The organism is Hydrocarboniphaga sp. (assembly GCF_028291725.1).
GTDB lineage: Bacteria > Pseudomonadota > Gammaproteobacteria > Nevskiales > Nevskiaceae > Hydrocarboniphaga.
Map to the genome: position 1 here is coordinate 122,651 of NZ_JAQGNT010000002.1, position 13,396 is coordinate 136,046.

At 63.9% G+C, this 13,396-nt stretch carries 12 protein-coding genes; 5 read left to right on the forward strand and 7 right to left on the reverse strand.

Annotated elements, in window-relative coordinates; all coding sequences use genetic code 11:
- Positions 1-95 precede the first annotated feature (95 nt).
- Together clpA and clpS are read right to left on the reverse strand one after the other, a co-directional pair.
- Positions 96-2,381: an ATP-dependent Clp protease ATP-binding subunit ClpA gene (clpA, locus tag JWQ90_RS00690; RefSeq protein WP_299687805.1), complete on the reverse strand. Its 2,286-nt coding sequence runs from the start codon at positions 2,379-2,381 to the stop codon at positions 96-98.
- On the reverse strand, positions 2,381-2,707 hold the full coding sequence (clpS, locus tag JWQ90_RS00695) for an ATP-dependent Clp protease adapter ClpS (RefSeq protein ID WP_299687808.1): 327 nt from the start codon (positions 2,705-2,707) through the stop codon (positions 2,381-2,383). The genes clpA and clpS overlap by 1 nt, the downstream gene beginning before the upstream one ends.
- 339 nt (positions 2,708-3,046) lie before the next feature.
- Between clpS and gspC the strand changes: the two genes are divergently transcribed.
- The 4 genes from gspC to gspF all read left to right on the forward strand — a co-directional run bounded on the left by gspC (position 3,047) and on the right by gspF (position 8,861).
- Complete coding sequence (gene gspC, locus JWQ90_RS00700) at positions 3,047-3,952, forward strand: type II secretion system protein GspC (protein WP_299687811.1); 906 nt, start codon at positions 3,047-3,049, stop codon at positions 3,950-3,952.
- 88 nt (positions 3,953-4,040) lie between these two features.
- Positions 4,041-6,149: a type II secretion system secretin GspD gene (gspD, locus tag JWQ90_RS00705; RefSeq protein ID WP_299687814.1), complete on the forward strand. Its 2,109-nt coding sequence runs from the start codon at positions 4,041-4,043 to the stop codon at positions 6,147-6,149.
- A gap of 7 nt (positions 6,150-6,156) precedes the next feature.
- The gene (gene gspE, locus JWQ90_RS00710; protein ID WP_299687817.1) at positions 6,157-7,644 is read left to right on the forward strand and encodes a type II secretion system ATPase GspE; all 1,488 of its coding nucleotides are present in this window, start codon (positions 6,157-6,159) and stop codon (positions 7,642-7,644) included.
- Entirely contained in the window at positions 7,644-8,861 is a 1,218-nt protein-coding gene (gspF, locus tag JWQ90_RS00715; RefSeq protein ID WP_299687821.1) for a type II secretion system inner membrane protein GspF, read from the forward strand. The genes gspE and gspF overlap by 1 nt, the downstream gene beginning before the upstream one ends.
- Positions 8,862-8,945: 84 nt before the next feature.
- Here gspF and plsX read toward each other — a convergent pair whose 3' ends face one another.
- The 3 genes from plsX to JWQ90_RS00730 are packed head-to-tail and all read right to left on the reverse strand — an operon-like array spanning position 8,946 to position 10,747.
- The gene (plsX, locus tag JWQ90_RS00720; RefSeq protein ID WP_299687824.1) at positions 8,946-9,977 is read right to left on the reverse strand and encodes a phosphate acyltransferase PlsX; all 1,032 of its coding nucleotides are present in this window, start codon (positions 9,975-9,977) and stop codon (positions 8,946-8,948) included.
- A gap of 26 nt (positions 9,978-10,003) precedes the next feature.
- The gene (gene rpmF, locus JWQ90_RS00725) at positions 10,004-10,198 is read right to left on the reverse strand and encodes a 50S ribosomal protein L32 (RefSeq protein ID WP_299687827.1); all 195 of its coding nucleotides are present in this window, start codon (positions 10,196-10,198) and stop codon (positions 10,004-10,006) included.
- Between the two features lie 39 nt (positions 10,199-10,237).
- Positions 10,238-10,747: a DUF177 domain-containing protein gene (locus tag JWQ90_RS00730; protein ID WP_299687830.1), complete on the reverse strand. Its 510-nt coding sequence runs from the start codon at positions 10,745-10,747 to the stop codon at positions 10,238-10,240.
- A gap of 53 nt (positions 10,748-10,800) precedes the next feature.
- On the opposite strand from JWQ90_RS00730, the gene JWQ90_RS00735 reads away from it, so the two are divergent.
- The gene (locus JWQ90_RS00735) at positions 10,801-11,424 is read left to right on the forward strand and encodes a nucleoside triphosphate pyrophosphatase (protein WP_366919395.1); all 624 of its coding nucleotides are present in this window, start codon (positions 10,801-10,803) and stop codon (positions 11,422-11,424) included.
- A gap of 72 nt (positions 11,425-11,496) precedes the next feature.
- Here JWQ90_RS00735 and JWQ90_RS00740 read toward each other — a convergent pair whose 3' ends face one another.
- A complete protein-coding gene (locus tag JWQ90_RS00740; RefSeq protein WP_299687837.1) occupies positions 11,497-12,156 on the reverse strand; it encodes an HAD-IA family hydrolase in 660 nt (219 codons plus the stop codon).
- Entirely contained in the window at positions 12,157-13,113 is a 957-nt protein-coding gene (locus tag JWQ90_RS00745; protein WP_299687840.1) for an RluA family pseudouridine synthase, read from the reverse strand.
- Between the last annotated feature and the right edge of the window lie 283 nt (positions 13,114-13,396).

Here is a 13,396-nt window from a genome sequence, read left to right on the forward strand (position 1 = left end):
TGTTGGCCGTAGGTCGGCAATCCCTTGCCGACGTGTGCTCTCGGTTGCGCAATCGCTGCCTCACGTCGGCAACGGGATTGCCGACCTACATCGCCTCAGACCGGCTCCAGCTGCGCCACTTTCTCTTTGGACTCCATCTCGAACACGAGCTTGTCGTCCTTGACCGAGACATGGACGCTGCCGCCGTGCGCAAGCTTGCCGAACAATAGCTCCTCGGCCAGCGGGCGCTTAAGCGCATCCTGAATCGTGCGCGCCATGGGACGCGCACCCATCTTCGGATCGTAGCCGCGCGTGCCCAACCAGGCGCGCGCATCCTCGTCGATATCCAGCACCACACCTTTGGCGGCGAGCTGCTCTTCGAGCTGAACCAGGAACTTGTCGACAACCCGCGAAATCTCGACCGGCCCCAGCGCGGCAAACGGGATGATCGCGTCGAGACGGTTGCGGAATTCCGGCGTGAACATCTTGCGTATCACTTCCATCGCATCCATCGAGTGGACGTGCTCGACCAGACCGATCGAGCGACGCGAGGACTCCTCGGCGCCGGCGTTGGTCGTCATCACCAGGATAACGTTGCGGAAATCCGCCTTGCGGCCGTTGTTATCGGTCAGCGTGCCGTGGTCCATGACCTGCAGCAGCAGGTTGAAAACATCCGGATGCGCCTTCTCGATTTCATCGAGCAGTACCACGCAATGCGGTTGCTTGATGACCGCCTCGGTCAGCAGACCGCCCTGGTCGAAACCGACATAGCCCGGAGGCGCGCCGATCAGACGGCTGACCGTGTGGCGCTCCATGTACTCGGACATGTCGAAACGGATCAGCTCGATGCCCAACTGCAGCGCGAGCTGGCGCGTGACCTCGGTCTTGCCGACGCCGGTCGGGCCGGCCAGCAGGAAGTTGCCGATCGGTTTGTCCGGATTGCCGAGGCCCGAGCGCGACAGCTTGATGGATGAGGCCAGCTGCTCGATCGCCACGTCCTGACCGTAGATCGTCAGCTTCAGATCGCGTTCCAGCGTCGCCAGCCTGTCACGGTCGTTCGAGGACACGCTCTTCGGAGGAATCCGCGCGATCTTGGCGACGGTCTCTTCGATGTCGCGGACCTGCACGGTCTTGCGGCGCTTGGATTCCGGCAGCAGGCGCAGCCGCGCGGCTGCTTCGTCGATCACGTCGATCGCCTTGTCCGGCAGATGGCGGTCGGTGATGTGGCGCACCGACAACTCCACCGCCGAGCGCAGCGCGCCGCGGGTGAACTGCACATGGTGATGTTCTTCGAAGCGAAGCTTCAGGCCTTCGAGAATCTTGACCGTATCTTCGACGGTCGGCTCGGTGACGTCGATCTTCTGGAAACGGCGCGCCAGCGCGCGATCCTTCTCGAAGATGCCGCGATATTCCTGGTAGGTGGTCGAGCCCATGCAGCGCAGCTCACCCGTGGACAGCAGCGGCTTGAGCAGGTTGGACGCATCCATGACACCGCCGCTGGCCGCGCCGGCACCGATGATCATGTGGATCTCGTCGATGAACACGATCGCGCCCGGCTGCGTGGTCAGCTCGGTCATCACCGCTTTGAAACGCTTCTCGAAGTCGCCGCGATACTTGGTGCCGGCGATCAGGCTGCCGAGATCCAGGCTGTAAACAACGCTGCCGCGCAGCAGATCAGGCACGCGGTCTTCGATGATCAGCCAGGCCAGGCCTTCAGCGATCGCGGTCTTGCCGACGCCGGCCTCCCCAACCAGCAGCGGGTTGTTCTTGCGCCTACGGCACAGCGTCTGCATGACGCGCTCGATTTCCTGCTCACGGCCGATCAGCGGATCGATCTGGCCGCGCGCAGCGCGCTCGTTCAGATTCACCGCGAACTGTTCCAGCGCGGTCTTGCCGCTGGCCTTGCCGTCTTCCTTGTCCTCGTTGTCCTGCGACGCCTCGGGTGCCGGCTGCGGCGCCTGGCTGTTGTTCTTGGCGATGCCGTGGCTGATGAAGTTGACCACGTCGAGCCGCGTTACGCCCTGCTCGTTGAGCAGATAGACCGCGTGGGTGTCTTTTTCGGCGAACAGCGCGACCAGCACGTTGAGCGTGGTGACCTGCTTTTTACCCGCCGCCTGCACGTGGTAGATCGCGCGCTGCAGCACACGCTGGAACGACAGCGTCGGCTGCACTTCGACCTGATCGGCCGATTCGCGGTTGGAGTGGATGTTCTGACGGATGTAGTCGCGCAGTGCCTGCTCGAGTTTTTCGAGATCGGCGCCACCGCCACTCAGCACTTCCGACACGTTGGTATCGGACAACAGGGCCAGCAGCAGATGTTCGACGGTCAGCAGTTCGTGGCCTTCACCACGAGCGGCCAAGAACGCGGCGTCCAATGCTTTCTGGAGTTCATCGCTGAGCATTAAGCTTTCTCCATGACGGTGAGCAGCGGGTGCTGATGCTTACGGGCGTAGGCGTTTACCTGAGCAGTCTTGGTTTCCGCGATCTCCACCGGGAAAATCCCGGCGGTGCCGCGGCCCTTGGTGTGAACGTGGAGCATGATCTGCACCGCCGCCTCCCGGGTGTGATGAAAAAACTGCTGCAAGACCTGGACCACGAACTCCATCGGCGTGAAGTCGTCGTTGACGACGATCACTTTGTACATCGGCGGCTGCTGCAGGCGCGGCTTGGCTTCCTCTACGGCGAGGTCGCGAAGTTCGTCACGCTGGGTATTGCTGCTGCGGCTCATGGTCCTAGTGTAGCGCTGTACATGTAAAAAACGAGGCCGCCGGACATGACAGCTCGCGACTCTTGCGGGCCGGCTCGCGCGCCGCCGCCTGGCCACGCCCGACATCGCCTTGCACGTCTGATGGGACCAAAGCAATCTGGTTTCAGATACCAACAATTCAAGTGCCATTCCAGGCGCCGCCGGCTACGTTACCGATGGCGACGCATGGCAACACTTCGGCAACCACCGGCGCAATTCGTTCCTGCATCACGGTGTTGCGCAGGCTGCGCCGCGGGTTGGAGACCGAACCCGGGTTTATCCCGCTGTTATCCGTAACAAACAGCAGGTTATGATGGCCTTATGACCTCTTTGGCCGATAACCTGCCGCGCACGCTTGCGCTCGCCTACGAGCGCCACGGGCGCTGGCTGCCGGCCGCGGCGAAGGTTCTGTTCGCGCTTTTGCTGGCGCGGCTGCTCGCGGAGTTCGTCTGGCTGTGGGTGCCCGCCCCTGAGGCCAGTGCCTGGAAACCGGCGCCGCCGGCCATCAGCGCCGCCAATACTCCGACGGCGGCCAGCGGCCCCAATGCCGAGCTGATCGCCGGCGCCCATCTGTTCGGTGATTATCAGGCGCCGGCCGATCCGGCGCTCGACCAGATGGACAAGGCGCCGGACACGCGCCTGAGCCTGAACCTGCTCGGCATTCTCGCCGCCGATCGCGACCAGGAGTCGCGCGCGCTGATCGGCACTCAGGATGGCGAGGAGAAGCCCTACTCAGTGGGCGACGATGTCGTCCGCGGCGTTAACCTGCAAGCGATCTTCCCGGACCGCGTAATCCTGGCGCGCAACGGCCAGCTCGAAACCCTGCGCCTGGACAAGGACCGCGCCGGAGCGCCGCTGGCCGCTGGACCGGGCACCGCATCGGCAGTCCAGCAACAGGCCGGCAATCCGGACACCGCCCAGATGCTCGGCAACATCCGCGACCAGCTGCTGAACGACCCGAGCAAGGCTTCGGACTACCTGCGCATCCAGCCCGCCAACGTCAATGGGCAGCAGCGCGGTTATCGTATCTACCCGGGGCGGGACCGCTCGGTATTCAACGGCGCCGGTCTGCGGCCGGGCGACTTGGTGACCTCGGTCAATGGCGTGCAACTGGACGATCCGTCGCGAGCCCTGCAGATGCTGGGCGATCTGAGCTCGGCCAATACGCTGAATCTGACGGTCGAACGCGGCGGTTCGCAGCAGGCGATCACCATCAACATGAATTAAGCGGTCTGATTCAACATAGCGCGCAACGTTCTAACGTTGTTCATTTTCTGATGATTCGTTTTTGTTTCGGGGATCTGTCGAAGCTCTCATGACGCCTTCCATCTATGCGCGGCGCGCACGCGCCGCTGTGCTGCTCCTGCTGGGTTCGATGTGCGCCGTGCTGCCGGCATGGGCGCAGGTGACGCTGAACCTGAAGGACGCCGACATCAACACGCTGATCGCGACGGTCTCCGAGGTCACCGGCAAGAACTTCATCGTCGACCCGCGCGTCAAGGGCAAGGTCACGGTGATTTCGTCGAGCCCGATGGATGCGGCCGGCGTTTATGAAACCTTCCTGGCGGTGCTGCAGGTGCAGGGCTTCGCCGCGATTCCCGCCGGCGAGTCGATCAAGATCGTGCCCGAGACCAATGCGCGCCAGGACGGCGGCAGCTACAACTCCAGCGGCGAGGGCCTGGCGATCGACGAGGTCGTCACCCACGTCTACAACATCCAGAACGTGTCAGCCGCACAGCTGGTGCCGATCCTGCGTCCGCTGGTGCCGCAGTGGGGCCACCTCGCCGCCTACGCGCCGTCGAACATGCTGATCATCTCGGACCGCGCGGCGAACGTCGTTCGCCTCGAGAAGCTGATCCGGCAGATCGACCAGTCCAGCGACCGCGACATCGAGATGGTGCACCTGAAGAATGCCGGCGCCGCCGACATGGTACGCACCTTGACCGCCCTGACCCAGGGCGACAAAAACCAGGACCCGAGCGTCAAGCCGGCGATCGTACTGGCCGACGAGCGCTCCAACAACGTGCTGGTCGGCGGCGACAAGGCCGACCGTCAGAAGATGATCGATATCATCCGGCAGCTCGACGTCGAGATCGGCGAAGGCGGCGCGACCCAGGTCTACTACCTGAACTACGGCAGCGCCGAAAACCTGGCGCCGATCCTGGAGGGCTACGCCCAACAGGTGAATACCGAAGGCAAGACCGGCGCTGCTGCTGCGGCGCCGACTTCGAGCGGGTCCAACGCCAATGGCGTCAAGGTGCTTGCCGACAAGGAAACCAATTCGCTGATCATCACCGCGCCGCCGAAAGCGATGCGCCTGATCCGCGACGTCATCGCGCAGCTCGACGTGCGCCGCTCGCAGGTGCTGGTCGATGGCATCATCGCGGAAGTCAGCGCCGACAAATCCAGCCAGCTCGGCGTCGACTGGGCGGTTTTCAACGGCAACACGATCGCCGCTGCCGGCATCCTCAATCCGACCACGCTGACGGCCATCGCCAGCGCCAGCGCGGCGACCAGCACCACCGCGGCGGTTGCCGGCGCGCTCAGCCAGGGCATCAATATCGGCGGCGGCGCTCTCAGCAGTGGCGGCACCACGTTCGCGCTGTTGCTCAAGGCGCTCAAGGGCGACGGCAACACCAACGTGCTGTCGCAGCCCTCGCTGACCACGCTCGACAACCAGGAAGCCGAATTCTCGGTCGGCCAGGAAGTCCCGTTCCTGACCGGTTCCTACAGCAACACCGGCACCAGCAGCACCAGCGGCTCGGTCAACCCATTCCAGACCATCGAGCGCAAGGACGTCGGCCTGACCCTGGGCATCACGCCGCAGATCAACCAGGGCAATACGATCAAGCTCAAGCTCAAACTCGAGATCTCCAGCCTGGCCGCGAATTCGACCTCGGCCGTCGACCTGGTGACCAACAAGCGCACCTTGAGCAATACCGTCACCGTCGAAGACGGCCAGATCCTCGTGCTGGGCGGGCTGATCGACGACTCGCTCAACGACAGCCGTTCGGGCGTGCCCTTCATCAGCGACATTCCGCTGCTCGGCTCGCTATTCAAGTACCGCTCGGTGCAGCGCACCAAGCGCAACCTGATGGTGTTCATCCGCCCAGCGATCGTACGCACGCAGGCGCAGGGCGATTACTACACACGCCGCAAGTACGACTCGGCGCGCGAAGCGCAGTTGAACGGCACGGCCGGATCGATCCCGCTGATTGGCGGCACGCGTCCGGTGATGCCGGGCTTCGATACCGCTGCGCGCGATCATATGCCGGCCAGCGTACCGCCACCGGGCGCGCTGCCCGGTGCCGCGCCGCCGGCCACACCGGATTCCGAACCGATCAACGTACCGACGACGACCCGGCCCATCCCGCTGCTGCCGGAAGGCGAGAGCACCGTCGTTACGCCGACCGGCCGGCGGTAAACCAATAATGGAACCGATGCTGCGACGTCCGCCGTTCGCGTTTGCCAAACGGCATGGCCTGATCGTCTCCGAGGATCTCGGCGACCACGTGCTGGTCGCGGCGCGTCCCGGCGCGCAAATCGAAGCGCTGCAGGAGACGCGTCGCTTCATCGGCCGCCCGGTGCGCCTGAAGAACCTCACCGTCGCCGAGTTCGACGCACTGCTGTCGCGCACCTACGAAGGCCAGACCGCGGCAACCGCGAGCCTGATGGAAGGGCTCAACGACGAGGAAGACACCGACCTCAACGCAATCGCGCACCAGCTGCAGGAAAACCAGGATCTGCTGGAATCCAGCGACGACGCGCCGGTGATCAAGTTCATCAACGGCCTGCTGGTCGAAGCGATCAAGGAAAATGCCTCGGATATTCACGTCGAGACTTTCGAGAATCGGCTGACGGTGCGCTTCCGCGTCGACGGCGTGCTGCGCGAAATCATGTCGCCGCCGCGCGCGCTGGCGCCGCGCCTGGTGTCGCGCATCAAGGTCATGGCCAAGCTCGACATCGCCGAGAAGCGTCTGCCGCAGGACGGCCGCATCAGTCGTGCGTTCGGCGGCCGCAAGGTCGACGTGCGCGTGTCGACGATCCCGACCGGCGTGAATGCCGAGCGCGTGGTGATGCGTATTCTCGACAAGCAAGCCGATCGCCTGGATCTCGAACACCTGGGTATCGATGCGCAGCAGATCGAAATGCTGCGCCGGATCATCTTCAAGCCCTACGGCATCATGCTGGTCACCGGCCCGACCGGCTCGGGCAAGACGACGACGCTGTACTCGGCGCTGAGCGTGCTGAACGATCGCAGCCGCAACATCATGACGGTCGAAGATCCGATCGAGTACTACATCGACGGCGTCGGCCAGTCGCAGGTCAACACCAAGGTCGAGATGACCTTCGCGCGCGGCCTGCGCGCGATCCTGCGTCAGGATCCGGACGTGGTGATGATCGGTGAAATCCGTGATCTGGAAACCGCCGAAATCGCCGTGCAGGCCTCGCAGACCGGTCACCTGGTGCTGTCGACCTTGCACACCAACACAGCGGTCGGCGCAGTCACGCGCCTGCGCGACATGGGCGTCGAGCCCTATCAGCTGAGTTCGTCGCTGGTCGGCCTGATGGCGCAGCGCCTGGTGCGCACCTTGTGCAAGCACTGTAAACAGCCGTATCAGGCCAGCGTGACCGAAAAGGAACAGCTCGCCGTCGATGTGCATGCGCCGCTGACGCTGTACAAGCCGGTCGGCTGCCCGCTGTGCCGGCACATGGGCTTTCTCGGCCGCAGCGGCATCCACGAAATCATCGAGATGGATCGCAAGCTCGAGAGCATGATCCACGACGGCAGCAGCGAGCAGGCGCTGGAAGACTACGCACGCAGCCGCGGCCCCGGCATCCTGCAGTCCGGCCGCCACAAAGTGATCGCGGGTCACACCACCTTGCGCGAAGTGCTGCGCGTGACCGTCGAAGAGTAATGCCCGCTTACGAGTACAGCGCACTCAACGCCAAAGGTCGCCAGGAAAAAGGACTGATCGAAGGCGACAGCCCACGCCAGGCGCGGCAGGTATTGCGTGACCGCGGGCTGACCGTGCTCGCGGTCGAGCAGGTCTCGGACAAGGCCGCGGCTCAGCAGTCGTCGGTGTTCAACAATCGGGGCAGCATCAGCAGCACCGAGCTGTCGCTGTTCACGCGCCAGCTGGCGACGCTGGTGCGTTCCGGACTTCCGCTGGACGAGTCGCTGGCAGCGGTGTCGCAGCAGAGCGAATCCAAGCGCGTCAAACGCATTGCGCTCGGCGTGCGCAGCGGCGTGCTCGAAGGCAGCACTTTGGCGCTGGCGCTTAACCAGTTTCCGAACGCATTTCCGCCGCTGTTCCGCGCCACTGTCGAGGCCGGCGAGCAGTCCGGCAAACTCGACAACATCCTCGAGCGCCTCGCCGAATACGTCGAGAAACGCCAGGTGATGCGCAACAAGGTGATGCTCGCGGCGGTGTATCCGGCGATCCTGACCCTGGTCGCGATCGGCGTCGTCGTGCTGCTGCTGACCTATGTCGTGCCGCAGGTCGTCGGTGTTTACGCCGACATCAAGGCCGACCTGCCACCGCTGACCACGGGCCTGATCGCGCTGAGCAATTTCCTGCGCGACTACGGCGTGTTTATGGTGATCGGCATCGTCATCGGCGGCTTCAGCTTCAACCGCATGATGCGCAACGACTCATTCAAGCGGAAAATGCATTTGCGCCAGCTCGGCCTGCCGCTGGTCGGCCGGCTGACGCGCGGCGCCAACACCGGCCGTTTCACGCGCACGCTCGGAATCCTGTTTGGCAGCGGCGTGCCGATCCTCGAGGCGATGCGCATCGGAACCCAGGTCGTCACCAACCTGCCGATGCGCGAAGCGATCGAGGTTGCCGCCCGCAAGGTCCGCGAAGGCGGCAGCCTGCATCGCTCACTGGCCGAGAGCAAGCTGTTCCCGCCAATCACCGTGCACCTGATCGCCAGCGGCGAATCATCGGGCCGTCTCGACGAAATGCTCGATCGCGCCGCAGAAAACCAGGAGCGCGAAGTCGAGACCCTGGTCGCCGCAATGATGGGTATTTTCGAGCCCGTGCTGATTCTGGCTATGGGCGGCATCGTGCTGGTGATCGTGCTGGCGATCCTGCTGCCGATCTTCGATTTGAATCAGCTGGTGAAGTAGTGCGCCGATGTTGGGGTTCGCTGTGCTCACCCCAACAAAGGCATCGTAGGTTGGGGTGAGCGCAGCGAACCCCAACAGACACGATCAGGCCTTGAATGCCCCCGGCAACCCGGAACTCGCCAGCAGCTTGCTGATCCGCATCGGCACGTCTTTCTCGACTTCCTTCAGCGCCACTTCGAGCGCACTGCCGAACGACAGCGCGTCGGCGCTGCCATGCGACTTGATCACGATGCCCTGCAGTCCGACGAAGCTGGCGCCGTTGTAGCGCCGCGGATCGATGCGCCGCGACAGCGCTTTCAGTGCCGGCATCGCCGCCGCCGCTCCGGCACGCGTGAACACGTTGCGATCGAATTCCTCGCGCATGAACTGACGGATCAGCTTGGCGACGCCCTCGCCGGTTTTCAGCGCGACGTTGCCGGCGAAACCGTCGCAGACGACGACATCGAGATCCGAGAAGAACACGCCGTCGCCTTCGACGAAGCCGACGTAGTTGATCGTCGATTTCTGCAGCAGCGCGGCGGCGCTGCGGATCGTGTCATTGCCCTTGATTTCTTCGGCACCGATGTTCAGCAACGCCACGCGCGGGCGTTCCACGCCGTTCACCGCCGTGACCAGGGCGGAGCCCATCACCGCGAACTGCACCAGCTGTTCGGGCGTGCATTCGGCATTCGCACCGAGATCCAGCATATGCACCGGGCGAAGCACCGCCGGCAGCGCCGAGACAATCGCCGGGCGATCGATACCGGGCAGCGTTTTCAGCACGAAACGCGCGGTCGCCATCAGCGCGCCGGTATTGCCGGCGGACACCGCGGCGCTGGCCTGCCCGGCCTTGACCAGGTTGATGGCGACGCGCATCGAGGAATCTTTCTTGTGCCGCAGCGCCTTGGCCGGAGACTCGTCCATGGCCACGACTTCGCTGGTGTGCTGCAGGCTCAGGCGCTTGCCCGGCTGCCAGCGCGTATCGAGCAGCGCCGCGCGGAGCCGTACTTGATCGCCTACCAGCACGATATGCAGCTTTTTATGCTGCTCCAGGCACGACAAAGCGGCGGGCACGGTCACTGATAGACCGTGATCGCCGCTCATGGCGTCTACTGCGAGAACGACGGGCGCGGCCATCTTCGGTTACGCGCCGCCTTAGAGGATTAATCCTCGGTTGATTCCGGTGCAGACTTGTCGATCACCTTGCGGCCACGGTAATAACCGTCGGCCGTCACGTGGTGACGCAGATGCGTTTCGCCCGAGGTCGGATCGACCGACAGGGTCGGCGCCGACAGCGCGTCGTGGGAACGACGGTGGCCGCGATAGGAACGGGACTTCTTGGATTTTGCGACTGCCATGACGACTTCCTTCGGGCCTTATTTTTTCGCCCGTAATGTTTACTTCAGCTCTTTCTTCAATTGCGCAAACGGGTTCGGCTTTTTGGCCTTGACCGCTGGCGCCGGCTCCGGCGCATCCGCCGCCGCCTGCTCGCAGGCCTGGCAGCGCGGCAACATCGGCAGCGCCAGCAGCACCTCGTCCTCGACGACCTCCACCAGAGGTAGACGATCATCATCGACCTGATAAGGGTCGGCGTCCTGTAACACTTGCTTTGCTTCGGCCTCGCTGCGTACCAGTCGAAGATCGACATCCACCTTGAGCGGCCAGGCGAACACCGCTTCGCATCGGCTGCACTGCAAATCCAGGCTGCCCCGCAACTCGCCTCTCAGCCAGTTGCCAATAGCGTCCCGCACCAGCCCCAGCGATACCTGCATGCCCTGCGACGGGCCGGCCAGTTCGAGCCTGAGCCGCAGCAATTGCTGCGGGTCGACCTCACCGGCGTATTGCTCGGACCTTGCGAGGCCTTGGCTAACCTTTATGTACTGTGGGAGTGCCATAAGCGGATTCACCAGGGGCGCGGATGATAGAGTTCGCCCCCCACAATGTCAAAGCTTTCCTCACCATGGAATTGGCCCCGGCTCGGCCCGAAAACCCGGTCGTGATCAGCCCCGCAACACCGCTGGTCCTGGCTTCGACCTCGAAGTACCGGGCTGAACTGCTGGCCCGGCTGCAGCTGCCGTTCGTACAGGAGCCTCCGGGCATCGACGAGGCCGACCAGGCCGGCGAACTGCCCGAAAGCCGCGCCCGGCGCCTGGCCGCAGAGAAAGCGCGCGCCGTCGCCGACCGGTGCCCCGGGCAATGGGTGCTGGGCTCCGACCAGGTCGCGTTCTGCGAAGACGAGGTGCTGCACAAACCCGGCTCGCCCGAGGCCAATGTCGAGCAGCTGCTGAGTCTCAGCGGCCGCGAAGTGCACTTTGCCACCGCGCTATGCCTGACCACGGCAGGCGGTATCGAACACCTGGAACTCGATCTGACCGTGGTGCGCTTCCGCCCGCTGGATCGCGCCGCAGTCACCCGCTATGTCGCGGCCGAGCCTGCCCATGACTGCGCCGGAGGCTTCAAGGTTGAAGGCCTCGGAATCAGCCTGTTCGACGCCGTGGAATCGCGCGATCCGACCGCGCTGATCGGCCTGCCGCTGATCGCGCTGCGCCGGATGCTCGAGAAAGTCGGCTCAGCGGTGCCCTAGCCCGCTGAATCACTGGAATCGGACGGTGCTGTCCACCCGAGGCGGGCGTCCCTCACCGCCCATCCCAATGATTCAGCGGACTAGCCACAACGGCAAGTGGGCGGCGTACTCGAGCACCGCTTCCGCGCCAGCCTGGCGCAGACGGTTGTCGTCGTGTACACCGCAAATCACGCCAACCATCGGCATCCCGACCGCTGCCGCCATGTGCGCATCGTATTCAGTATCTCCGACCATCAGCGCCTTGTTGGCCGGCAGATCGAGTTCCTGCAGCAACTCCTTCAGCATCAGCGGATCAGGCTTCGATGCGGTTTCGTCCGCGGTGCGCGACGACACCAGCAGATCGCGGACCTCGGTGTGATGCGCCAGCGAACGGTTCAGGCCAGGCCGTGATTTTCCGGTCGCCACGGCGAGCTGATAACCCTCCGAATGCAATTTGCGCAGTCCCTCGAGCGCGCCGGCGAACAGCGGTGCTTCCGGCGGCAGCTTGCTCAGATAGGCCTCGCGATAGCCGGCGAGCAAGCGCGTCACATCACCGGAATCCAGCTCCGGAAACAGCCGGTAGAGCACGTCGTGCATGCCAAGGCCGATCAGGTCACGGATCTCGTGATCGCTGCGCTCCGGCAGCTTCAAGGCCGCAATCGCGGACTGCATCGAGGTGACGATCTGGGCGGCGGAATCGGCGAGCGTGCCATCCCAATCGAAAATCAGCAGCTCGAATCTTTTGTTCGTCACCTAGCGCCGCTCGGCCGCCGGCAGGCTGCTCAGGAAGTCACGCAACTCGTCCGGCATCGCCGCCGACACGATCAGCTTCGGAAACTCCTCATCCGCCGCCAGTTTCAAGAAATGCGAGTGCAGGAACATGCGTTTCAATCCGCGATCACGCAGCGGCTTGTGAACCTCGCGCTCGCCGTATTTGCGATCGCCAGCGACCGGGTGGCCGAGCGCCAGTGAATGCACGCGGATCTGATGGGTGCGGCCGGAGAAAATCTCGACCTCGCACAAAGTCGCGTCCTTATAACGAGCCTGCGGCGTGAACAGGCTGCGCGAAGGCTTGCCGTCTTCTTCGTCCAGCTCGGTGTAGCCCTCGCCGTTTTCCATCCGGGTCTTCATCAGGGCCGCGTCGACTTCGCGCGCCTCACCCTTCCAGCGGCCGATCAGCAGCGCGAAATAGCGCTTCTCGGCATGGCCGTGCTGAAACGCGCGTTGAGCGCGCAGCAAGGCGGCGCGGGTCTTGGCCAGCAGCAGCACGCCGCTGGTGTCGCGATCGAGGCGGTGAGCCAGTTCGATGAATTCGTAGGCGTCCCAGGCGCGGACCGCTTCGATTACGCCATAAGCCAGGCCACTGCCGCCATGCGAGGCGTAGCCAGCCGGCTTGTTGAGCACCAGATAATGAGCATCCTCGTGGACGATGCTGTCCTTGAGGCGCTGCAGCACCTCGTCCGGCGGCCTGACGACTTCACCCTTCTCGGCGATGCGGACCGGCGGAATCCGGACCTCGTCGCCCTCTTCCAGCTTGCGCGCGGGCTTGGCCCGGCCGCCGTTGATGCGCACCTGGCCGGAGCGAACCAGGCGGTAGACGTGCGACTTTGGCACGCCAGGTAGCTGTTTTATAAGGAAATTATCGATTCTTTGACCGGCGTCCTGAGCCCCGGCGCGGACATAGCGGACTTGCGGCTTGACTTGTGGCAAAATGTTACAACTCCGTGCTTACAAGCCGGAGCCTCTCGCCCGGCGGCGGTTCTAAAATCACACGCCAGGGGGACCACAAGGATCGGGCCGCCGCGATGGCTCGCGCTAAGTCTAGCAGCGCCACGCCCGATCCCGCGGATTGTAAATTTTGAGAGTTATTCAGCCTGCTCGCATGGAAGGACGATCCTCCGGCGTAGCAGATCCCAATGTCATTAGCATCGCTCCCGCAACAGACGGGCAACTTAAAAAGCGCCGGAGACTCCGACCATGATCAACGTGCGCC